Origin of the sequence: Caballeronia sp. LjRoot34 (genome assembly GCF_964253815.1) — a bacterium.
Taxonomy (GTDB): Bacteria; Pseudomonadota; Gammaproteobacteria; order Burkholderiales; family Burkholderiaceae; genus Caballeronia.
Map to the genome: position 1 here is coordinate 558,311 of NZ_CAXUSB020000001.1, position 25,582 is coordinate 583,892.

At 60.5% G+C, this 25,582-nt stretch carries 10 protein-coding genes; 9 read left to right on the top strand and 1 reads right to left on the bottom strand.

Annotated features, from left to right (window positions below):
- Positions 1-173: 173 nt before the first annotated feature.
- Positions 174-1,019: a MurR/RpiR family transcriptional regulator gene (locus tag ACSQ36_RS02490; RefSeq protein ID WP_436180791.1), complete on the bottom strand. Its 846-nt coding sequence runs from the start codon at positions 1,017-1,019 to the stop codon at positions 174-176.
- Between the two features lie 296 nt (positions 1,020-1,315).
- Here ACSQ36_RS02490 and edd point away from each other — a divergent pair, with 296 nt between their 5' ends.
- The 9 genes from edd (at position 1,316) to ACSQ36_RS02535 (ending at position 25,577) form a co-directional block, all read left to right on the top strand.
- Positions 1,316-3,214 (top strand): phosphogluconate dehydratase, encoded by a 1,899-nt coding sequence (gene edd, locus ACSQ36_RS02495; RefSeq protein ID WP_436180792.1) that lies wholly within the window; start codon positions 1,316-1,318, stop codon positions 3,212-3,214.
- A gap of 58 nt (positions 3,215-3,272) precedes the next feature.
- Complete coding sequence (gene eda / locus ACSQ36_RS02500) at positions 3,273-3,905, top strand: bifunctional 4-hydroxy-2-oxoglutarate aldolase/2-dehydro-3-deoxy-phosphogluconate aldolase (RefSeq protein WP_213768511.1); 633 nt, start codon at positions 3,273-3,275, stop codon at positions 3,903-3,905.
- A gap of 245 nt (positions 3,906-4,150) precedes the next feature.
- Positions 4,151-5,539 carry a GntT/GntP/DsdX family permease gene (locus tag ACSQ36_RS02505; protein ID WP_436180793.1) on the top strand — a complete coding sequence of 463 codons (1,389 nt, stop codon included), beginning with the start codon at positions 4,151-4,153 and terminating at the stop codon, positions 5,537-5,539.
- A 10-nt stretch (positions 5,540-5,549) separates the two neighbouring features.
- A complete protein-coding gene (locus ACSQ36_RS02510; protein WP_436180794.1) occupies positions 5,550-6,050 on the top strand; it encodes a gluconokinase in 501 nt (166 codons plus the stop codon).
- Positions 6,051-6,716: 666 nt separating this feature from the next.
- Positions 6,717-10,514 carry a beta strand repeat-containing protein gene (locus ACSQ36_RS02515; RefSeq protein ID WP_436180795.1) on the top strand — a complete coding sequence of 1,266 codons (3,798 nt, stop codon included), beginning with the start codon at positions 6,717-6,719 and terminating at the stop codon, positions 10,512-10,514.
- Between the two features lie 357 nt (positions 10,515-10,871).
- On the top strand, positions 10,872-15,743 hold the full coding sequence (locus ACSQ36_RS02520) for an Ig-like domain-containing protein (protein ID WP_436180796.1): 4,872 nt from the start codon (positions 10,872-10,874) through the stop codon (positions 15,741-15,743).
- Positions 15,744-16,140: 397 nt separating this feature from the next.
- Positions 16,141-18,348: an Ig-like domain-containing protein gene (locus ACSQ36_RS02525; RefSeq protein WP_436180797.1), complete on the top strand. Its 2,208-nt coding sequence runs from the start codon at positions 16,141-16,143 to the stop codon at positions 18,346-18,348.
- A gap of 533 nt (positions 18,349-18,881) precedes the next feature.
- A complete protein-coding gene (locus tag ACSQ36_RS02530; protein WP_436180798.1) occupies positions 18,882-23,915 on the top strand; it encodes a beta strand repeat-containing protein in 5,034 nt (1,677 codons plus the stop codon).
- A gap of 717 nt (positions 23,916-24,632) precedes the next feature.
- Positions 24,633-25,577, top strand: a complete 945-nt coding sequence (locus tag ACSQ36_RS02535) for a hypothetical protein (RefSeq protein ID WP_436180799.1) — start codon at positions 24,633-24,635, stop codon at positions 25,575-25,577.
- Positions 25,578-25,582 lie beyond the last annotated feature (5 nt).

The following is a 25,582-nucleotide window of genomic DNA, read 5'->3' on the forward strand; positions in this document are numbered from 1 at the left end:
GGCAGTACTTGAAGCGGGTTCTTCTTCGGAAGAACCCGCTTTTTTTTGGGGCTTACGCAGAGCAGGGGCGCAAGCATGCAGATCACGCGCACACGGCCGCGACCTGTTTGCGGCATGGACATGGTCGGGTTCCCTGGCCGTCAGGCCACAGCAACGCTTCCCAAGTAACCTTCCTAATTCCCCACTCGCCTTCTGTCGAGCACGCCCTTGGCGTCCGCCAGCCTTTCCGCGAACTCGGGTCCCCTCGCCAGCGCTACCCCCACCGCCAGAATGTCGCCTATAGCGAGATGGGACACGCGAGAGGTCATCGGCGAGAAAATGTCGGTGTCTTCATCGACGTTCGCAAAGAGTCCCACGCTCGCGAGCCGTGCCAGCGGGGAGCTTCCATGCGTGATCGCAATGACCTTGGCGCCGCCCTGGAGCGCGGACTTCACGGCGTCCAGAATGTCGCGCGTGCGTCCCGTATTCGATACCGCCACCACCACGTCCCCCGCGCCCAGCAGCGCGGCGGACGTGGTGTAAGTGTGCGGGTCCGAATAGGCCACGCTCGGCACGCCGAGCCGGAAGAATTTGTGCTGGATATCGAGCGCGGCAATGCCGGAGCCTCCCGCACCGTAGAACTCAATGCGTCGCGCGTCCGCCAGCAAATTGATTGCCGCGGCCACGCTATCCGACGACAAACTATTGCGCACCTGCAATAGCGCGCCAATGGTCCTGTCGAGTACTTTTGCGGCTACGCCGGCGGCGGGTTCATCGGCGCGAACGTCACGAAACACAGCGGGGGCGGGAACGTCGGACGCAATGCTTTGAGCCAGCCGGATCTTGAACTCGCGGAAACCTGAAAATCCCAATGCCTGGCAAAAACGCGCAATGGTCGGCTGGCTGACACCGGCGCGTTTGGCGAAATCGGTCATTGCGAGATCCAGCACCTCTCGCGGAGCGTCAATCACATAATCGGCAAGCTTGCGCTCGGATGGGCGCAACTGCTCGCGCATTGCTTCGACTTGGGACAGCAACATCGTGAATCTCACCTATGCTGGAATTGAACGGACTATAGCTGATTCGCGGTTATGTACAAAAACTACACAACCAAAAGCAACTTGATGCCGAATTCCGTTGACTATCAACCGTATCATTCGTCTATCAGTTAAAGTTGAACGGACAAGTAAGGGTTTTCCAGATATGAAAAATGTAGTTTTTCTACTAACATTCGTCTGATCCGCTCGGTTATCGTCAAATACCAAACTGCCGACTCCGAGCTTCTACTCGTCCCGGCGCCCCCGGATGCTCGCCGACCCCAGGCGAAGGAGTTTCGATGGTTTCCCCGCATTCGCATCTCAACAAAGTGACGCAGCGCGTGATCGAGCGCAGCAAGCCGACGCGCGCGGCCTATCTGGCCCGTATCGCCGGCGCACAGGGGCACTTTCCTGCCCGCGGCGCGCTTTCGTGCGCCAACCTCGCGCATGGTTTCGCCGGCATGGAAGGCCAGGAAAAGATCGCGATCAAGGCGATTCGCGAGCCGAACATAGGCATTGTTTCGTCCTACAACGAGATGCTTTCGGCCCATGCGCCGTTCAAGAATTACCCCGACATCATCAAGCACGCGGCGCGCGAAGCGGGCGGTGTGGCGCAGTTTGCGGGCGGCGTTCCGGCCATGTGCGACGGCGTTACGCAAGGCAACGCGGGCATGGAGTTATCGCTGTTTTCGCGCGAGGTCATTGCCATGAGCACGGCGGTGGCGCTGACCCACAATATGTTCGATGCCGCGCTGTGCCTCGGCATTTGCGACAAGATCGTTCCCGGCTTGCTGATCGGCGCGCTGCAATTCGGGCATTTGCCGACCATTTTCGTTCCGGCGGGCCCCATGACAAGCGGCCTGACCAACGACGACAAAGCCAAGGTTCGCCAGCAGTTCGCCACCGGCGGCTGCGACCGCGACGCGTTGCTCGAAGCAGAAGCCGCGGCTTACCACGGCCACGGCACATGCACGTTCTACGGCACGGCGAACAGCAACCAGATGCTCATGGAAGTCATGGGCCTCCACTTGCCGGGCTCGGCCTTCATTCACCCGCACACGCCGTTGCGAGACGCGCTCACCGCCGAAGCGGCGAAGCGGGTGCTTGAGCTGACTGTGGAGCGGGGGCATTACACGCCGGTCGGCCACGTGGTCGATGAAAAAGCCATAGTCAACGGCATCGTCGCGTTGCTGGCTACCGGCGGTTCGACGAATCACACGCTTCACCTGGTGGCAATCGCGCGGGCGGCGGGCATCGTGATTGACTGGAATGACTTCGATGAACTCTCGCAGGCCGTGCCGCTTACGGCGCGGATTTATCCGAACGGGAAGGCCGACGTGAACCACTTCCACGCGGCAGGCGGTATTGCGTTCCTGGTGCGGGATCTGCTGGAAGCCGGTTTGCTGCACGAAGACGTGCAAACGGTGGCGGGTCATGGCCTCAAGCATTACACCCGCGAGCCAAAATTGATCGATGGCAAATTGCAATGGATCGATGGCCCCGAAGCCAGCCACGATACAAAAGTGTTGCGCAGCCACAAGGAACCCTTTGCGCCCGACGGCGGTCTGCGCCTGATGCAAGGCAAGCTGGGGCGCGGCGTGATCAAGATATCGGCGGTGGCTGACGCGCACCGGCATGTCAAGGCGCCGGCAATTGTTTTCGATTCACAGGAACAGGTCCAGGAAGCCTTCGATAACGGCGAACTCAAGCGGAATTTCGTGGCGATCGTGCGGTTCCAAGGGGCGCGCGCCAACGGTATGCCGGAGTTGCACCGGTTGACGCCGCTTCTCGGCGTGTTGCAGGATCAGGGCTTTCATGTTGCTTTGGTCACGGACGGGCGTATGTCGGGTGCGTCGGGCAAAGTGCCCGCGGTGATCCACATTTCGCCGGAAGCATTGCTGCAAGGGCCGTTGGGCAAGGTGCGCACGGGCGACATGATTGTTATCGATGCAAACAAGGGTGTGCTGGACATTGAAATAGATGCAAACGAATGGAACGCGCGTCCGGTCGAACAGCCTGCGCACCAAGCTGAGAACGAAGTCGGATTCGGGCGCGAATTGTTCGGCGTGTTCCGCAGCGCGGCCATGCCGGCAGAACTGGGGGCATCGGTATTCGGCCCCATGGTGGGCGAACAGAGCGAACAGAGCGAACTGAGCGAACTGAGCGAACAACACGCAAACATTGCCGAGCGCCGATAAAACCACCGTCGAGCCTGAGAGAACCAGAACCAGAACCACTATAAGGAAGGAGCAGAAAATGAAGTCAGTCAGTGAAATAGTGCGTCTTGGGCCGGTCATACCCGTGCTCGCGTTTGAATCGGCGGAGCAGGGTGAGAACGTGTCGCGGGCATTGCACGCGGGCGGCGTCAAGGTGCTGGAGATCACGCTTCGCACGAAGGCGGGACTGGAGGCAATAGAACGCGCGTGCGGACTGGGCGATGACATCGTGGTCGGCGTGGGCACCATCACCCGGCCGGAACATTGCGCGCAGGCGAAGAAAGCGGGCGCGCAATTCGGGGTATCGCCGGGATTGACGAAGGACATTCACATGGCCGCTCTCGACGCCGGCTTGCCGCTGCTGCCGGGCGTGATGACGCCGACTGACATCATCACGGCCATGGAACTGGGTTACGAAATCGTGAAGCTGTTTCCGGCGCAACAGGCGGGGGGCATTGCGATGCTTCAGGCGCTGAACGGTCCGTTCCCCGGCCTGAAATTCTGCCCGACGGGCGGCATCACAGCGGAAACCGCGCCGAGCTTCCTGGCGTTGCCGAACGTGGTGTGTGTGGGTGGATCGTGGTTGACGCCCAAGGCGGCGCTCGCCGCGCAAAACTGGGAGGAAGTGACGCGTCTGGCGCGTGCTGCCAGCACCCTGGCGCCGCGACCGTAAAGCGCCACACAAGCCCCGCCCTTGAATATCAAGGAACGACCGAAGCCCCTGCCATCTGCCATCTGCCAGCGGGGGCTTTTTCACATCAAGACACGTTTGAAAGACGTATTTCTCTACCTGCAAGTAAAATCCCCGGGTTGAACACCGGCTGCGCTACGGCGTGTTGCGACGACCAGGCCCCGACGGGCTTGAGATCCAGTCTGCTGCCGCGCGGCATATCTACTAAACAACCTCGGAGGCGCTTAATGGAGCCAGTCCACGGCAGCATGCTGTTGGTGTACGCGGTTATTGCCATCGCATTGCTGATCCTGCTGATCACGCGTTACAAGGTTTATCCGTTTCTTGTCCTGGTGATCGTTTCGTTGTTGCTTGGCCTGGCAGTCGGCATGCCGATGGAGAACATTGTCAAAGCGTTCGAGACCGGCAATGGCAACACGCTGGGGCATATAGCGATCGTGGTCGGACTGGGCACCATGCTCGGCAAGATGATGGCCGAGTCGGGCGGCGCGGAGCAGATTGCCAATACGCTGATCAAGTGGTTTGGCGAGAAGCATATTCACTGGGCCATGATGTGCGTGGCGATTATCGTCGGCTTGCCGGTGTTCTTCGAAGTGGGTTTCGTGCTGCTGATCCCCATAGCGTTCAACGTCGCGAAACGCACCAACAAGTCGCTGTTGCTGGTTGGCTTGCCCATGGTCGCCGGGCTTTCGGTGGTGCATGGATTGATTCCTCCTCACCCCGCCGCGCTGCTTGCCGTGCAGGCTTACCACGCGGACATTGGCCGCACCATAGCGTATGGGCTCATTGTTGGCATTCCTACTGCGATTGTTGCGGGCCCGCTGTTTGCGCTGCTGATCAGCAAACATATCAAGCTGCCTGAAAACAATCCGCTCGCGGCGCAGTTTATCGACTCAGGCAAGGAAGGCAAGGAAGGCAAGGAAGGTAAGCAAGGCGAGAAGCGCGAGCTGCCCGGGTTCGGCATCACGCTGCTCACTGTCTTGTTGCCCGTGATCCTGATGCTGATTGGAAGCTGGGCCGACCTGATTTTCGCGCCCAAATCGCTGCCCAATAACTTGTTGAAATTTGTAGGCAATGCCGACGTCGCGTTACTGATTGCCGTGCTGTTCAGTTTCTGGAGCTTCGGGGCGTCTCGCGGCTTCAACCGTGAACAGATCCAGAAGTTCTGCGGCGATTGCCTCGCGCCCATTGCCGGCATTACCTTGATAGTGGGCGCGGGCGGCGGCTTTGGGAACGTGCTGCGCGAAAGCGGGATCTCGCAGCAGCTGGTTGCCACTGCTTCGGCTGCGCATTTGTCGCCATTGCTGCTTGGCTGGTTTGTGGCTGCGCTGATCAGGCTGGCAACCGGGTCCGCAACAGTTGCCATGACCACGGCGTGCGGGATTGTGGCGCCTATAGCGGCGGCATCGAATGGCGCGGTCAGTGCGGAATTGCTGGTGCTTGCCACGGGTTGCGGATCGCTGATTTTCTCGCACGTGAACGACGGGGGATTCTGGCTCGTCAAGGAATATTTCGGCATGACGGTGGGTCAGACATTCAAGACGTGGTCGCTTTGCGAAACCATCATTTCGCTAATGGGATTAGGTTTGACCTTTGCGCTTGCGACGGTCGTATAAGGAGATTCCGATGATATTGATTGCGATGGGCGTATCCGGTTGTGGCAAGACCACAATAGGCGAGATGCTGGCTGAACGGCTGAGCTGCGATTTCGCCGATGCCGACAGTTTTCATAGCCAGGCAAACAAAGACAAGATGCACCAGGGCATTCCATTGACGGACGAAGACCGCTGGCCGTGGCTGAACGCTATTCGCGCTTCGATAGTGGAGAAGCAGGCTGACGGCACGCCGCATGTCTATGCCTGCTCGGCTTTGAAGCGCGTTTACCGCGACATTCTTCGCAACGGAGACCCGGACGTGACTTTCGTTTATTTGAAAGGATCGGAAGAACTGTTGAGAGAGCGCATCAAGACACGCAAAGGGCATTTCTTCGACCCGGCATTATTGCAAAGTCAGCTTGATACATTGGAACCGCCCGGCCCCGACGAAGCCATTGAAGTGGATATTGCGTTAGCGCCGGAGAAAATTGTAGATACGGTATTGAGTGCAATGCACGACCGCGGTTTCTAAATTCAAGCATCTATTACGAGCACGTGCTTCGCATGCGTTTCAAAATTAAAGCGGGTTCAGCGCAACGCTGAACCCGCTTTATTTTATTCAGGCCGGTTTCTCATATTCCGAATTGGGCTTGGCCGTCCATCGCGCGGTAATGGGCGGTTCTATCTGTGGCGGAGCAGGCGGACAGACCTGGGCAACCCTATTTGACCTTTGACTGCTCGACAGCGGCGCGGTGCAAGCCGGATCGACACAGTCGGGTTTCGTCACGGAATGGCGAATACATCGTTTGCAAAGGCCTGTGTAATTCGGCCTGGCGTGCCACTTATCAACCACGCGGTTGGGAAATTGTGCGTTTCAGCGTTGTACTGGAACCTTGCATAAGGGTCCTATATTGTCGAGCGCGGTGAAGAAATTAGTTATGCAAAACATAGATACGATTGGAGAAATATTTTCAACAAATGTTGGGAGCATCTGTGTGCCAGTTTGACTCATTTTAACTTTGCATTTAGGACTTTTCCTGTAGGTGCGTATTCCTTTAACAGTCAGAATCGCCGTTCATGCGTTGGAACCCACTATTTCATAGTTGTCCGACTCGTTCATCTGGGTGGTCGGCTCGGTTCGCGCTGAACGTGGCTCAGAGTTGCACCCTTTCAATTCACTGTAACAAAAGGTAATAACATGGCACTCCAAACATCCGATCCGTCAGCGGCAGTCATCACGTCAGTTGGCACGGTAGGGAACGGCGGCACGATCTCGAGCACCACGCCGGTCATCACGGGCACGGCGGACGTGGGCGACATCGTCAGCATTTATGACGGCGTGCGACTGCTTGGCACGGCATTGGTGGGTGTGAACGGCACGTGGTCATATACGCCGACCGTAGCGCTCAAACTTGGCGCGCACAGCTTCGCGGCCATCCCGCAGGACAGCAAGGGCAACTTCGGCGCCTCGTCGGCAACGGTGGGCGTGCAGATCGCTTCGAACGTGGCTCCCACGCCAGCCATCACAAATGTGCTCGATACCATTGGCACGAATGCGGCTCTCGTGAGTATTCCGAGTGGCGGCGCGACCAGCGGCAATCAGCCCACTGTCAGCGGCACGGGCACGGCCGGCGCCACCATCTACATTTACCAGAATGGCGCCGGATGCGGCACCGCGGTCGTTGACGTGACGGGTCACTGGTCGGCGAAGATTCCGGCAGCCATGACGGACGGCGCGCATGCCATGACCGCCGTCCAGATTGGTACTGGAGGACAGACGTCAAGCGCGTCGTCGGCCAGCTGGACGATCACGATCAACACCACCACGCCGGCCACGCCGGCAGCACCGACCACCACGGACGACAACGGCAACCCTATTCCCGCAGGCAGCACGACAGCTGACGCGCATCCGCATATCCACGGCAAGGGCACGAACGGCGACACCATCACGGTGTACGACAACGGCGTCGTCATCGGCTCGACCACGGTTGCAGGGGACGGCACATGGACCTTCACGCCGTCGCCGGATTTGCCCAACGGCAACAACAGCATCACGGTGATTGAAACGAACCCGGCGGGTACGTCGAGCGCGACATCGCCGGCAACGGCCGTGGTGGTGGACACGACCACGCCGGCAAAACCGTCGACGCCGGTTCTGACGGACGACAGCAACGCATCAATTCCTGCGGGCAGCACCTCGTCCGACGGCCATCCGCACATCAGCGGCACCGGCACGGCAGGCAACATAGTCAACGTGTACGACGGCGCGACCCTGATCGGCTCGGCCGTGGTTGACGTCACCGGCAAGTGGACCCTCACGCCGTCAACGGATATGGCCAGCGGCACGCACAGCATCACGGCCACGCAAACCAACGCGGCTGGCACGACGGGCGCGGCATCGGCCGCAATTGCGTTCACGTTCACGCCTGTGGCAACGGTACCGGTCATTACGCTTCTGCACGAATACAACGGTTCGGTCGACGTCAAGTCCGTACCGAGCGGCAGCACGACGCCGTACACGGGCAACGTTATCTATGGAACGGCGCACTACGGCGACACGATCTCCGTATACGACGGCGCGAGCCTGTTAGGTTCGGTCGGTGTGTCAGTAGACGGCTCATGGTGGATCGGGTCGGGCATCACCTGGGCAAGCGGCGTGCACACCATCACCGCTACGGCCAAGACTTCCGGCGGTGTGACGAGCACGGTTTCAAACACGTTCACTTTCACCGTGAACACCAGCACGCCGGCGACGCCGGCGGCACCGACCTTTACGGACGACAGCGGCAACGCGATCGCCGCAGGCAGCACGACGGCCGACGCGCATCCGCACATCAACGGCAAGGGCACGGCAGGCGACATCATCACGGTGTCCGACAACGGCGCCGTTATCGGTTCGACCACCATTGGAAAAGACGGTACATGGTCGTTCACGCCGACAACGGACATGGCCGCTGGCAACAACAGCATCACGGTGATTGAAACGAACCCGGCGGGCACGCCGAGCGCGGCTTCGACCCCGGTTGTCATCACGGTCGTTACGACCGCGCCGGCCACGCCGGCCGCACCGAGCTTTACCGACGACGCGGGCGCAACCATTCCCGCAGGCAGCACGACGGGCGACGCCGCTCCGCATATCAACGGCACGGGCACGGCAGGCGATACGATCACCGTGTACGACGGCGCCACGGTGCTGGGCACGGCGGTGGTGAACTCAAACGGCACCTGGACGTTCCAGCCGGCAACGGCTTTGTCTAGTGCTGCGCACAGCATCAGCGTCACGGAATCGAACGTGGCGGGCACGAGCGCGCATTCGGCAGCCTCGACAGTGACTGTCGCTGGGCCATCGATCGTGATTACCGGCGTGTACGACCAGACTGGTCACCTAATCCCGGATGGCGGTGCCAACAGTGGATCGTTTACCGTCGACGGGACTATCACTGGCTATGCTAACGGCGATCGGGTTGTCCTTGGTTTCTCTGCGGGCGCTGCGGGCGACAGCTCCTTGCTCTATGTAACGGTAGCGGTCAGCAATGGCGCATTTTCATATACCTTCGATCAAGGTACGAAAGACGGAAACGGGCATCCTTTCTTTCTCACAACAGGGAGTAGCTTAACCTTCAGCGCTATTGCGCAGCATGTGTCAGGCAACTTGGGCACGAACTACGCGACGTCCGCAAACTACACGGTCAACGAAACCAACTGGACCTACACGACCATCCCGGCTACTCCGGCCGCGCCGAGCTTTACCGACGACGCGGGCGCAACCATTCCCGCAGGCAGCACGACGGGCGACGCCGCTCCGCATATCAACGGCACGGGCACGGCAGGCGACACGATCACCGTGTACGACGGCGCCACGGTGCTGGGCACGGCGGTGGTGAACTCAAACGGCACCTGGACGTTCCAGCCGGCAACGGCTTTGTCTAGTGCTGCGCACAGCATCAGCGTCACGGAATCGAACGTGGTGGGCACGAGCGCGCATTCGGCAGCCTCGACAGTGACTGTCGCTGGGCCATCGATCGTGATTACCGGCGTGTATGACCAGACTGGTCACCTGATCCCGAATGGCGGTGCCAACACTGGATCGTTTACCGTCGACGGGACTATCACTGGCTATGCTAACGGCGATCGGGTTGTCCTTGGTTTCTCTGCGGGCGCTGCGGGCGACAGCTCCTTGCTCTATGTAACGGTAGCGGTCAGCAATGGCGCATTTTCATATACCTTCGATCAAGGTACGAAAGACGGAAACGGGCATCCTTTCTTTCTCACAACAGGGAGTAGCTTAACCTTCAGCGCTATTGCGCAGCATGTGTCAGGCAACTTGGGCACGAACTACGCGACGTCCGCAAACTACACGGTCAACGAAACCAGCTGGACGTACAGCGCTCCTCTCAGCGCAACGCACAACGCCGCACCGGTGGTGGACGACGCTGCAGTCGCTGTCGACCCCACGGCTTCAACGTCGGCTCACCACACGGTAGTCGGCGAGCACGACGCCTTCATCGGCACGGCGGCCAACGGTAACGAGACGGTGGACCTGAACGCGGACCCGGCGTCCTACTTCAAGGAAACCACGGCGCACATCCAGGGCTCGGGCGGTACGGCGATCGACACGCTGCACCTAACGGGCGACCACCAGGTGCTGGATCTGACATCGCTCACCGGCCAGACGGCGGCGGCGAAGATCTCGGGCATTGAAGTGATCGACCTGGGTGGTCATACGAACAACCTGAAGCTCTCGCTGACGGACGTTTTGAACCTCGGCGAACAGGACCTGTTCCAGAAGGACGGCCATCAGCAATTGATGGTGAAGGGTTCGGACGGTGACACGGTTGATCTGTCGAACGCGCACATTGCTGGCGTGGCCGACGGCGTGTGGCAAGCCGAAGGCACGGCGGTGGTGGGCGGCGTGACGTACAACGTGTACGAACACTCCGGCGCGCACACCGAGTTGCTGGTTCAGCAAGGCGTGCAGATCGCGTTGCATAACTAAGTAATACCGTAGGGGAGCGGGCGGCCTCGGCAAAAGTTCAGCCGGCGCCGCCCTTATCTTTAAATGGTTGCAAAACAAGAGGCCGCAACGGGAGCTATCCCGCTGCGGCCTTTTGTCTTGTATTCACACTTCGGCATAAATTCGATCAATTTAGCAACAAATAGCCGCTAAATCGGCCCATTTTTAAGAGCTTTCGGATATGTAAGGCGAAGAGGTTCTGGTTAGAATCAGCCGCACGTATCGGGAATATTGCGCGTTGCGCAATGGATCGGTGCGCTTTCTCGAAGCCGTGCGCGTGCGTGTCTGACCGAGCACCGGCCAAGTTTCATCGTTTCACTAGCAATAGAGGCAAAACACATGGCACTGCAAACACAACAATCCTCCCAAGCGGTCATTACGTCGGTCGGCATGGCGTCCAACGGCGGAACAGTTGGCAACCCGACGCCGGTTATTGCCGGGACTGCGGATGCGGGAAGCACTGTCAAAATTTATGACGGCATCAGGCTGCTTGGTACGGCCATTGCCTCGGACAACGGCACATGGTCGTTCATTCCCGTGGTCGAGCTGAAGGTCGGAATGCATAACTTTGCCGCCATTGCGTCGGACGGGCTTGGCCATGACAGCGCGTCATCGGCTGCAATGAGCGTTCAGGTTGCCGCACCCGTTGAACCGGTCCCGCAACCCGTGATGCATTTCATGAGCACTGCGCCCCAAACCGTTGTTGTGTCGGCAGCGGACGATTCGCGTCCCGTGCTGACCGGTGGCGGCAATGGCACGCCTGGCGACGTCGTCACCGTACTCGACGGCGGCACGGTTCTTGGCAGTACTACGGTGGATACTAACGGCAATTGGTCGTTCACGCCCGAGGCCGATCTGTCGGTCGGCACGCACAGCATTCGCACGGTGGAGTCGAATCCATCGGCACCCGTGATCACGAGCCTGGTCGACAACCAGGGTCCCCTGGCCGGCAACGTTGCGCCGGGTGGCCTGATCACCGATGCGCAACCCACACTCAACGGCCTGGGCCATGTCGGCAGCACGATCAATGTCTTCGACAACGGCACCCTGCTCGGCACCACGGTGGTTAGCGAGAACGGCACCTGGAGCTTCACGCCGGCAGCCGCATTCCTGGTCGGCGGCCACGGCCTGACGGCAACTGAAACCAGTACAGGTCATGTGACGAGCGCGGCATCGCAGGAGTTCGACTGCACGTTCACCAAGATCATGGTGACCGGTGTGACCGACAGCCACGGCGCGTCGGTGGGATACGGCGGCATGACAGACGGCACGGTGACCATTACTGCCTGGATCGATTCGAGCATTTCGTCGCAGGGCGCGACCTTCATGTTGTCCGGCCCCGGTACGAATGGCTGGGAAAGAATGTCGACCCAGCCGGTGCTGAATGGCAACACGCTGACCGTTGTGCTGAGCCAGCATGACTGGGACGGAATGGGCGGCACGCTCACGGGCGGCAACTATTCCATTGGCTTCCAGACCGCCGCCGGTTCGACCATGTTCAATCCGGACCTGGGCTTTACTTTCATGGACACCTTTAGCAGCGCTACGGTTCCGTCCGCGCCGGTCATCAGCACGGTGACGGACGCCACAGGGCTTATCACGAATGGCATGACGACTGGGGAATCGCATCCCACGTTCAGCGGCACCGGCGTTCCCGGAACCGTGGTCACGCTGTTTGACGGCAACACGGCAATCGGTTCGACCACGGTCAGCATGAATACGTCATGGGACATCACGCCCACGGCGGCGCTCGCCAACGGCTCGCACGACATTTTCGCGACGCAATCCAGCGCGGCAGGCACGAGCGGCCACTCAGCGGACATCCACTTCACGGTGAACACGAGCGTGCCTGCTGCGCCTGTGATCACCGAACTGATGGACCACAACGGCGGGATCATCGTAACGGGCGGGACCACGGCCGACACGCATCCTTCGATCAGCGGCACGGGCGCTCCGGGCAACTCGATCATGATTTACGACGGCATCCGGATGATCGGCATGACCAAGGTTGCCAATGACGGCACCTGGAACTTCCAGCCGAATTCGTTGTTTGCGCTCGGCTCGCACGACATCTACGCCATGCAATCCAGTTCGGCGGGCACGAGCTTGCAGTCCGCGGATATTTACTTCACGGTGGGCTCGGGCACGCCGCAACAGCCGTCGCGTCTTGTCCTGACGGACGACAGCGGCGCGTCGATCGCCCAGGGCGGTATATCAACCGACGGCCATCCGCATATCAGCGGCACAGGTACGGCGGGAGACGTGATCCGCCTGTTCGACAACTCGTTCCTCATCGGCTCTGCGGTGATCGACACCAACGGCCGCTGGACCTACACGCCCGGCGCGGACCTGTCCGTGGGCACGCACAACCTGTTCGTGACCGAAACGAATGCGAGGGGCGAGACCAGCCCTCAGTCCAGCGTCTTTTCGTTCATCTTCAACCCGGGTAATCCGGTCACTCCGTCAGGCGCTCCCACAGCGCCGCTGGTGACGGGCTTGATCGACGCCTCCGGTTCGGTTGTCAGCCTGATCTCGAATGGCATGGACACGGCAGACGCGCGTCCTACGCTGACAGGCACGGGAACCGCCGGCGACGCCATCAGGCTGTTCGATGGCACGTCGGTCATCGGCATGGTCACGGTCGGCTCGAACGGCACCTGGTCGGTCCAGCCTTCCACGCCGCTGTCCTCGGGCCCGCATGATCTCTATGCGGTCGCTATAAATGGTCAAGGCACGAGCGCGCGTTCCGCCGACATCAATTTCAACGTGACGGTTGCTCACGGGCCGCAACAGCCATCGCTGCCTGTCCTGACGGACGACGGCGGCGCGGCCATTGCCCCGGGTTCTGTCAGTACCGACGGCCATCCGCATATCAGCCGCACGGGCACGGCGGGCGACACCATCCGCGTGTTCGACGGCTCCACGCCGATTGGCTCCGCGCTGATCGATTCGAAGGGCCACTGGACCTTCACGCCGGCGGCGGACTTCGCCGTGGGCACGCACAATCTGTTCGTGACCGAGACCAATCCGGCGGGCGACACCAGCCCGCAGTCCGATGCTTTCTGGTTCAGCTTCAACCCGGTTGTCCCCGTTGATCCGTCCGCTCCCTCTGCGCCGGTGATCACGGGCCTGATCGACACCGCCGGCCCCCTGGCAGGCAACGTTTCGCCGGGCGGCCTCGTGACTGACGGACAACCCACGCTTAACGGCACGGGTCATGCGGGCAGCACGATCAACGTCTTCGACAACACCACGCTGCTCGGCACCACGGTCGTGAACGATAACGGCACGTGGAGCTTCACGCCGGCAACCGCGCTGCAGGTCGGCGGTCACGGTTTGACGGCAACTGAGACCAATTCGGATCACGTGACGAGCGCTGCATCGCGGGAGTTCGACTTCACGTTCACCAAGATCATGGTCACGGGCGTGACCGACAGCCACGGCGCGTCGGTTGCACAAGGTGGAATGACCGATGGCACGGTGACCGTGACCGCCTGGATCGACTCGAGCATTTCGTCGCTAGGCGCGTCGTTCATGTTGTCCGGCCCCGGTACGAACGGCTGGGAAAGAATGGTGACTCAGCCGGTGCTGAACGGCAATACGTTGACCGTTGTGCTGAATCAGCAGGACTGGAACGGGCTGGGCGGCAAGCTGACGGGTGGCATCTACTCGTTCGGTTTTTCGACCGGATCAGGTTCGACCCTGTTCAATCCGGACCTGAGCTGGACCATCATGGATACGTTCAGCAGCACGGCTATTCCGTCCGCGCCGGTCATCAGCACGGTGAGCGATGCAACTGGCCTGATCACGAACGGCATGACGACTGGGGAATCGCATCCCACGTTCAGCGGCACCGGCGTTCCAGGAACCGTGGTCACGCTGTTTGACGGCAACACGGCAATCGGTTCGGCCACGGTCAGCGTGAACACCTCATGGGACATCACGCCCACGGCAGCGCTTGCCAACGGCTCGCATAACATTTTCGCGACCCAGTCCAGCGCGGCGGGAACGAGCGGTCACTCCACGAATATCCGCTTCACGGTGGACACCAGCGCGCCTGCGGCCCCGGTGATCTCGGAAATCATGGACCACGGCGGCCATCTGGTCGTGGCGGGCGCTACGACGGTCGACACCCATCCTTCCATTAGCGGCACGGGCGTTCCCGGCAGCACGATTACCCTGTTCGACGGCGGCAGCAGAATGATGGGCGTGACCAAGGTCGGCAATGACGGCACGTGGAACTTCCAGCCGAACGCGTTGTTTGTCACCGGTCCGCACGACATCTACGCCGTGCAATCGAATTCGGCCGGCGCGAGCGTTCAGTCTGCCACTATCCACTTCACGGTGGATCCGAGTTCGGGCACGCCGAAAACGCCTGTGATCAGCATCACGGACGACAACGGCGCGCCGATCCCACAGGGCGCGGTCAGTTCGGACGGCCATCCGCATATCAGCGGGACGGGCGCGGCAGGCGACGTAATCCATGTGTTCGACAACTTCATGGTGATCGGATCCGCGGTGATCGACGGAACTGGTCACTGGATGTTCACGCCAGCAGCGGATTTGTCGGTGGGCACGCACAACCTGTTCGTGACCGAGACAAATTCGTCGAATGCGAGCAGCCCGCAGTCCAACGTTGTCTCGTTCGACTTCTCGCCGTCCAGCACGCCGGTTGTCAACTCGGACGCTCACTCGGCAGTCGATGAGCATGGCGCCTTCCTGGGTACGGCGGCCTATGGTAACGAGACGGTGGACCTGAACGCGGACGTGAGTTCGTACTTCAAGGAAAACACGGCGCACATCCAGGGTTCGGGGCACGGCGCGATCGACACGTTGCACCTGACGTTCGCTCACCAGGTGCTCGATTTGACCTCGCTGACCGGCCAGACGGCGGCGGCGAAGATCTCGGGCATCCAGGTGTTCGATCTGGGTGGCCACTTCAACAACCTGACGCTTTCGCTGACGGATGTGCTGAACCTTGGGCAACAGGACCTGTTCCAGCAGGACGGCCATCAGCAGTTGATGGTGAAGGGTTCGTCCTTCGACTCGGTGGACCTGTCGAGCACGCACATTTCAGGCGTGGCTGACGGTCAATGGCACCAGGAAAGCACCGCGGTCGTGGGCGGCGTGACGTACAACGTGTACGAGCACTCCGGCGCGCATGCGGAATTGCTGGTTCAGCAAGGCGTGCAGATCGCGTTGCATAACTAGGCAGCGCAGTAGAGAGGAGAGCGGTTTGCAGATAGAACCGCTCTCCTCTTGGTAGGAGCCAAGGAAAAGGCCGTCACGGGAGCAATCCCGAGACGGCCTTTTTTCTTGGCTCTAACCCTTCTGCAAGGCCAGAAGCAAGCGCCTTTTTAATCGGGTCCAGCAACTCTCGTTTCGATGCCTCTTTGATTTGTTAACGAGCATTCATGCAATTGCCCTGTCCGATACGGATGCATTGCATTCATTTAGGACTTCTCCGATATCAACACCGCTGACTCGCATGGAGGATTTGCCGTTGCACGTTTCGAATTGTGCAATTTACTTCCAATTCGTTTCCTTGGGGCGCGTGCACCGGCGGGTTCGGCGCCCCGTTGACGTCGGAATAATTAAAGGAGATTGAATGATGGCGCTTGGAACACAAGACCCGTCTCGGGCAGTGATTACATCGGTTGGCGCGGCGCTTGACGGCGGGGTGGCGAATAGCACCACGCCGGTCATCAAGGGGACGGCGGACGCAGGGGACACCGTCACCATTTATGACGGCGTGCGGGCGCTCGGAACAGCAATGGTGGGGATAGACGGCTCCTGGTCATTCACGCCGTCCGCAGCGCTCAAGGGCGGAATTCACAGCTTCGCGGCGATCGCCCAGGACAGCCAGGGCAACTTCGGCGCCTCGTCTGTGCCGTTGAGCGTGCAGATCGGCGCGACCGTAGTTACGCCGGTCGCGCCGGGCATTACAGAGCTGACCGACAACGTGGGCGGCATCACCGGGCCGATCACGAACGGCATGACCACGGACGATTCCCGGCCGGTCTTGACGGGCACAGGCACGGCGGGTAACACGATCACGGTGTACGACGGCGCCACGCTGATTGGCACGACCACCGTGGCGGGCAACGGCACGTGGAGTCTGAGGCCCGCAACGGCGCTCACCGACGGCGCGCATGATGTCTTCGCGACGCAGAGCAATTCGGCGGGCACAAGCCCGCATTCGACCGACATCAGCTTCAAGGTGGACACCAGCACGCCGGCCACGCCGGCCGCGCCCACCTTGACCGATGACAGCAACGCGTTGATTCCTGCGGGCAGCTCGACGACTGACGGCCATCCGCATATCAGCGGCACGGGCACGGCGGGCGACATCATCACGGTGTACGACGGCGCCACGGTGCTGGGCACGGCCACGGTTGGCCACGACGGCAAATGGACGTTCACGCCCGCAACAGATTTGGTGATAGGCGGGCACAGCATCAGCGTGACGGAAATGAATGCGGCGGGCACGACGAGCGCGCATTCGCCCGACACTGGTTTCACCTACGGGGTCGCACCCACGGAAACGGTAACGATCACGAATTTGCTTGATACCGTTTCTGCCGCGAACACGTATGTCAGCAACAATGGTTTGGTGCTGGGCGCGAGTCCGACGGTTCAGGGTTCCCTTTCCTCAGTTCTGCAAACCGGCGAGACCGTGGCTCTCTACCGGGACAATGCGTTGATCGGCACTGCAACGGTGAACGGTAGCACCTGGTCATACAAAGACTCGGGTGTAACCGGCGGCTATCACACGTATACGGCGAAAGTGGTGAGTGGCGGCTTGGCAGGGGTAACGTCGAATACTTTCGGGTTCACCGAGTCCACGTCGTCTGGCGGGCAGGTATGGAATGTATCCACCTCAGGATACCAAACGATCTACATAGACATTACCGGGATGAATCTTGCGGGACTCTACGGTGCGGGATCGCTCTGGACGAACACCGCCTATGCGAATAATCCCGGCGCAACAGCCACCCTGACTTCACGAGGAAACAACATTTACAGCTACGGTTGGGGCTATACAACGCCCAAAGGGGTGGAGGAAAGTATTTTTTGGAAAACGACCAACGGAACGCTTTATCTGATAGATGACAAGCGTGCCGAGTCCAGTTGGAACCTCGTCGGGTTCAACGTCCATTTACCGGTTTCGGGCGGGGTCTGGGCGCCAGCGGTGCCGGTTCAATCGGTAAGCGCCGTTCACCAAACGGACGACCAGGCGCTTATCGGGTCGTCCGATCAGGCGAAGACCGACGACTCAACCACGACGAATCATCACACGGCGGTGAGTGAGCACGACACCTTCGTCGGCCACGCGGCCAACGGTAACGAGACGGTGGACCTGAATGCGAACCCGGCGTCCTACTTCAAGGAAACCACGGCGCATATCCAGGGCTCAGGCGGTACGGCGATCGACACGCTGCACCTGACGGGCGACCACCAGGTGCTCGATCTGACATCGCTGACCGGTCAAACGGCAGCGGCGAAGATTTCGGGTATTGAAGTGATCGACCTGGGTGGTCACACGAACAACCTGAAGCTCTCGCTGACCGACGTGCTGAACCTCGGTGAACAAGACCTGTTCCAGAAGGACGGCCATCAGCAGTTGATGGTGAAGGGTTCTAATGGCGACACGGTTGACTTGTCGAATGCGCACATTGCGGGCGTGGCTGACGGTCAGTGGCAAGCGGAAGGCACGGCAGTGGTCGGCGGGGTGACGTACAACGTGTACGAACACTCAGGCGCACACACCGAGTTGCTGGTTCAGCAAGGCGTGCAGATCGCGTTGCATAACTAAGCAGCGCAATTGAGGAGAGCGGTTCCCGGACGGAGCCGCTCTCAGCTGACAGAAACATGGAAAGGCCGTTGCGGGAGCAATCCCGCAACGGCCTTTTTCTTGGTTTTTGATAGTTCGGCAAGGCTTCAAACAAGACCGCCTCGGCATTCTGATTGCGCGGCCGGCGGCGTGGCTAACGCAAGCCATCTCGTATTGCAGCGGTCGCCGCTGCGCGAAGGTTACCCGGCGGAGTTGCGCGGTGGCCGCCGCTCAAATTGTGTGACCAGCCGCGCAGACCCGACGCGTTCCATGCACCGAAGCGCATGCCGTGCATTACGCCTGGCTATCGTTACATTTCTTTTCATACAGGTCGTCCGCGGAGCCTCGCCTTTAGGATTTCTCTGGTATCTATGCCGTTGATTCGCATGGAGAATTCGCGGCTGCACGTTGGGAAACGTGCTGTTGCGCAATGGACAAATCCGTTTCCGAGGGGCGGGTCGAACCAAGCGGCTTGACGCCCCATCGACTTCATAGCAATCAAAGGTAATTGATCAATGGCGTTTCAAACACAAGACCCGTCTCAGGCAGTCATCACGTCGGTGGGCGCAGCGCTCAACGGCGGCACGGCCAACAGCACCACGCCGGTCATCAAAGGGACGGCGGACGCGGGCGATACTGTCAGTATTTATGACGGCGTCCGGTTGCTCGGCACGGCATTGGTGGACGTGAACGGCACGTGGTCGTTCACGCCGAGCGTGGCGCTCAAGGGCGGCTCGCACAGCTTCGCGGCCATCGCTCAGGACAGCAGCGGAAACTTCGGCGCGTCGTCGGTACCGTTGACCGTGCAGGTCGGCTCAACCGTGGTTGCACCGGCCGCGCCGGGCATTACGGCGCTGACCGACAACGTGGGCGGCATCACCGGGCCGATCACGAATGGCATGACCACGGACGATTCGCATCCGGTCCTGACGGGCACGGGCACGGCGGGCAACACGATCACGGTGTATGACGGCGCTACGCTGATTGGCACGGCCACGGTGGCAGGCAACGGCACGTGGAGCGTGAAACCCGCGACGGCACTGGCCGACGGCGTGCACGACATCTTCGCGACGCAGAGCAATTCGGCGGGCGCAAGCCCGCACTCGACCGATATCAGCTTCACGGTAAACACCACCACGCCGGCTACGCCGGCCGCACCGACCCTGACCGACGACAACGGCAACGCCATTCCCGCAGGCAGCACGACAGCCGATGCGCATCCGCACATCAACGGCACGGGCACGACAGGCGACATCATCAAGGTGTACGACAACGGAGTGGTAATCGGTTCGACCACGGTTGCCGGGGACGGCACATGGACATTCAAGCCATCGACGGACTTGTCGAACGGCTCGAACAGCTTCACGGTGATTGAAACGAACCCGGCGGGGACATCGAGCGCGACGTCGCCGGCAACGGCCGTGGTGGTGGACACGACCACGCCGGCAAAACCGTCGACGCCGGTTCTGACGGATGACAGCAACGCATCAATTCCTGCGGGCAGCACGACAACCGACGGCCATCCGCACATCAGTGGCACGGGCACGGCGGGCTCTATGGTCAAGGTCTATGACGGTTCGACGCTGATCGGTTCAGCCGTGGTTGACGGCACCGGCAAGTGGAGCTTCACGCCGTCAACGGACGTGGCTATTGGCACGCACAGCATCACGGCCACGCAAACCAACGCGGCTGGCACGACGGGCGCGGCATCGGATGCGGTCGCGTTCACGTTCATGCCTGTGGCCGGGGCGCCGGTCATCACGAATGTGCTTGATACGGTGGGCACGAGCCCGACTCTGGTGAGCATTCCGAGTGGCGGGGCGACCAGTGGCAATCAGCCCACCATCAGCGGCACGGGTGTGGTCGGCGACACGGTGTACATTTTCCAGAACGGCGCTGGATGCGGCAGCACGACCGTCGACACCACCGGCCACTGGTCGCTGAAGATTCCGGCAGCCATGACGGACGGCGCGCATATCATGACGGCCACGCAGTTTGCCAGCGGACAGGCACAAAGCGTTGCGTCGAACAGCTGGACGATCACGATCAACACCACCACGCCGGCTACGCCGGCCGCACCGACCCTGACCGACGACAGCGGCAACGCGATCGCCGCAGGCAGCACGACGGCCGACGCGCATCCGCACATCAACGGCAAGGGCACGACAGGCGACATCATCAAGGTGTACGACAACGGCACGGTAATCGGTTCGACCACGGTTGCCGGGGACGGCACGTGGACATTCAAGCCATCGACGGACTTGTCGAACGGCTCGAACAGCTTCACGGTGATTGAAACGAACCCGGCGGGGACATCGAGCGCGACGTCGGCGGCAACGGCCGTGGTGGTGGACACGACCACGCCGGCAAAACCGTCGACGCCGGTTCTGACGGATGACAGCAACGCATCAATCCCTGCGGGCAGCACGACAAGCGACGGCCATCCGCACATCAGCGGCACGGGCACGGCGGGCGCTACGGTCAAGGTCTATGACGGTTCGACGCTGATCGGTTCGGCCGTGGTTGACGGCACCGGCAAGTGGAGCTTCACGCCGTCAACGGACGTGGCTATTGGCACGCACAGCATCACGGCCACGCAAACCAACGCGGCTGGCACGACGGGCGCGGCATCGGATGCGGTCGCGTTCACGTTCATGCCTGTGGCCGGGGCGCCGGTCATCACGAATGTGCTTGATACAGTGGGCACGAGTCCGACTCTGGTGAGCATTCCGAGTGGCGGGGCGACCAGTGGCAATCAGCCCACCATCAGCGGCACGGGTGTGGTCGGCGACACGGTGTACATTTTCCAGAACGGCGCTGGATGCGGCAGCACGACAGTCGACACCACCGGCCACTGGTCGCTGAAGATTCCGGCAGCCATGTCGGAGGGCGCGCATATCATGACGGCCACGCAGTTTGCCAGCGGACAGGCACAAAGCGTTGCGTCGAACAGCTGGACGATCACGATCAACACCGGCACGCCGGCTACGCCGGCCGCACCGACCCTGACCGACGACAACGGCAACGCCATTCCCGCAGGCAGCACGACAGCCGATGCGCATCCGCACATCAACGGCAAGGGCACGACAGGCGACATCATCAAGGTGTACGACAACGGAGTGGTAATCGGTTCGACCACGGTTGCCGGGGACGGCACATGGACATTCAAGCCGTCGACGGACTTGTCGAACGGCTCGAACAGCTTCACGGTCACTGAAACGAACCCGGCGGGGACATCGAGCGCGACGTCGCCGGCAACGGCCGTGGTGGTGGACACGACCACGCCGGCCGCGCCGGTTCTGACGAGCGCCACGGACGCAGTAGGTCCGATCCAGGGTGTGATTCCGGCGAACGGTTTCACGGACGATTCGCACCCGACCATTGCAGGCACGGGCAAGGCCGGCGACATCATCACGATCCTGAACAATGGCGTGGCAATCGGCTCCACGACGGCGGACGTAAACGGCAAGTGGTCGTTCAAGCCCACGGCGGCCTTGCCGGAAGGCCCGACCGTCCTCACGGCCACCGACACGAACAAGGCAGGCACGACCAGCGCTGCTTCCGCGGCGCTTTCGTTCACGGTCGACACGCTTTCTGGCGCGCTGCCGGTGATCACCGGCGCCACGGACAACGTGGGCCCGGTGAAGGGCGAAGTCCTCTCAGGCGGGACAACCGACGATCCGAAGTGCGTGATCCACGGCACGGGCCATGTGGGCGACATCATCAAGGTGTACGACGGCTCGACGGCCTACTTCTGGGGTTCAGCCGTGGTGGTCGCGAACGGCACGTGGAGCATGACGCCCACGTCCGCTCTGAATGACAACACGCATAAGCTTTTTGCCATAGCAACGGCTGGGGATGGCACTGGAGCGGTTAGCGCCCAGACACCGTTTTTCCTGCTTACGGTCAACACCACTACCCCAGCCACGCCGGCCGCGCCGACCCTGACCGACGACAACGGCAACGCCATTCCCGCAGGCAGCACGACAGCCGATGCGCATCCGCACATCAACGGCAAGGGCACGGCGGGCGACATCATCAAGGTGTACGACAACGGCGCGGTAATCGGTTCGACCACGGTTGCCGGGGATGGCACGTGGACATTCAAGCCATCGACGGACTTGTCCAACGGCTCGAATAGCATCACGGTGATTGAAACGAACCCGGCGGGCACGCCGAGCGCGACGTCGCCGGCAACGGCCGTGGTGGTGGACACCACCACGCCGGCCAAGCCCGTGATCACCGGCTTGGCCGATGACAACGGCACGGCCATCCCGGCAGGCAGCACGACGACCGATGCGCACCCGCACATCAGCGGCACGGGCACGGCGGGCGACACGGTCAAGATCTATGACGGTTCGACGCTGATCGGCTCAGCCGTGGTTGACGGCACCGGCAAATGGAGCTTCACGCCGTCAACGGACATGTCCAATGGCACGCACGACATTTCGGCTACCGATACGAACAAGGCTGGCACGACGAGCCCTTCATCGGACCACACGACCTTCACCGTCGGCAACCATGGAGGCACGATTCATGCGGCGGCGTATGGTCCGATGCAAACCCAAGTGCTTTGGACCGCCGATTTTACGGGGATCAACCTGCCGGTTGGGACCATCTGGCTGGTTTACTACGATGGAAATCCGAATACGACTCCCGTTTCAGGTGTTCACTCAAATGGTGGTACAAACGTAGTGTTTACATCTGTATGGTCGGGGATAGTAGATCCTAATTTGCTTGTTGCTTACTGGTTTATTCCAGACGCCAACGTCCACCCCAGCAGCAACGTGGTCTCGACCTACGATATCGATTTCAACGCACCTGGCAGTATGTTGCTTATATCGGGTAAGGAAAGCATGGCTAGCACTTTGATGGCGAGCGGTGCGTATGTCAAATTCGGTACCACCTTCAGTGCTACGCGGGATTTGAGTCTGATGGGTGCTGATGCCACTCCTCCGGACTCGGTGGCGGAGGCGAACTCGTTGACTGATGACGGGCAACCTCACCATTCGGTCGTCGGCGAGCACGACACCTTCAAGGGCACAACCGGCGACGACACGGTAGACTTGAACGCGGACCCCACGTCCTACTTCAAGGAAACCACAGCGCACATCGAGGGCAGCACAGCGCACCCGACGGAACCCGCAGGCGTTATGCCAGCCGCGAATACATTGCATTTGACGGGAGATCACCAGATTCTCGATCTGACCTCGCTGACCGGCAAGACGGCGGCGGCGAAGATCTCGGGTATTGAAGTGATCGACCTGGGTGGTCACGCGAACAACCTGAAGCTCTCGCTGATTGACGTGCTGAACCTCGGTGAACAGGACCTGTTCCAGAAGGACGGCCATCAGCAGTTGATGGTGAAGGGTTCTAATGGCGACACGGTTGATCTGTCGAACGCGCACATTGCGGGCGTGGCAGACGGTCAGTGGCAGGCGGAAGGCACGGCGGTAGTGGGCGGCGTGACGTACAACGTGTACGAGCATTCCGGTGCGCACACCGAGTTGCTGGTTCAGCAAGGCGTGCAGATCGCGTTGCATAACTAAGCTAAGGAAATCTTTAAGACCGACGGTTCCAAAAAGGATCGTCGGTTGGATGACCCGAAAAAGCTAATTGGCCGCCGTTGCAGAAGTGATTCTGCAACGGCTTTTTTGCGTCCTCTTAACGGCGCAGATCGCCCTGACGGCATCATCATTTCGTCGTCGACGTAACAGCCGGCGAGACGCATTGATAGCAACCAATTCAGCATCGCATCGACACGTTCAAAACAAGCACGGTTGTCAACACATCCCTACGCGTCGTCCCAAAACTCTGAATTTCAATGTTGAGATGGAGCGGTCACGCGCGGTGCTTTATCGTCGAACGCATCGCAATTTTCTGGGAGTCAGGATGTCGAGCGCATCATCCTTGCCTGAGCGACCTGTCTATCGATCGCATGTCGCATAGCGTCAGCGGCATCAACAGCGAAGAGGACTTGTTCCACAAGGACGCACGCAACAGTCTGCGTTAAATGGCAAGGAGGGAAGTTTCGTTGACCTTTTCGAACTTCCGATGGCCCAGTGATGAAGGGCAACGAATAAGAACACGGGCGCGCAGGTTGACGGTGTTTATGCATAACGTCGACCCGCATTTGAACGCCCATGCCGAATTGCCGGTGCAGCAGAAAGTACAGGTCGATTGTATTGACACGGTGAAAGTCGCAGCCACTTCTTGATCAGTCATGCGCGGTTGCATTGACTCGCTATAAAAAAGGATTCGCGAAAATGGTCTCTAACCTAGATGTTCGCGCACAAGCTGTCATAACCGAAGTGGGAGGCGCGAAAGATGGCGGTACGATCCACACTGAAAAGCCATTGATTGTCGGCACGGCCAATCCGTTCGCAACTGTAGACGTGTACGACAGTGCAACGCTGCTCGGAGTCGTAGTCGCGAATGGGCAAGGGGGATGGTCACTCCAGCTCTCCACACCGCTTTTCGATGGCGTCCACGACTTGTCGGCGGTTCAGGCTGCAGACTATGGCGGTGACCGCACGGTTAATTACTTCACCGTTACAACCGAAGCGGTTGAAACTCCGCTTATTGACGACGTTTTCGCGAACCACGCGTCGCTCTACGTGACAGACGCGGCGGCTGACTCCGCGCTCAGCAGCGTGCCCTATTTTCCCGCGAACTTCTTTCACGTCCGGTCTGCCGCGAGGGTTCCCGACAGCGACGCCTCGGGACACACTGTTTCCAGTGCCGTCAATGCCGCCGAGCCGTCAGAGCCCCCAAAGCCGTCCGAGCCTTATGCAAGGCGAACACTGGAGTTCGCCCATGGTGAGAAGAGTGTCGAAACGTTCGCGTTTCTCGGTCATCACCAGGTTCTGGATCTTGGCGCGCTGACGGACAGATCGCTGGCGACGTCCTCAGGGATTGGCGGCTTCGATCTTGGCGGTCAACACAACGCGTTGAAAATGTCGCTGGCCGACACACTCAGCCTGGGCGAGCACAATCTTTTTCTCGACGATGGCAAACAGCAACTGATGGTCACCGGCAAGGATGGCGATTCAGTTGACCTGAGCAACTCACCTGTTGCGGGATTGTCCGACGGTCAATGGCAGCATCATGGAACCGCGCAGGTTGGCGGGCACACGTTCAACGTGATTGAGCACTCGGGTAGCCACACTGAATTGCTGATCGAGCAGGCAGTGCGAATCGAGTTGCATTGAGCGGG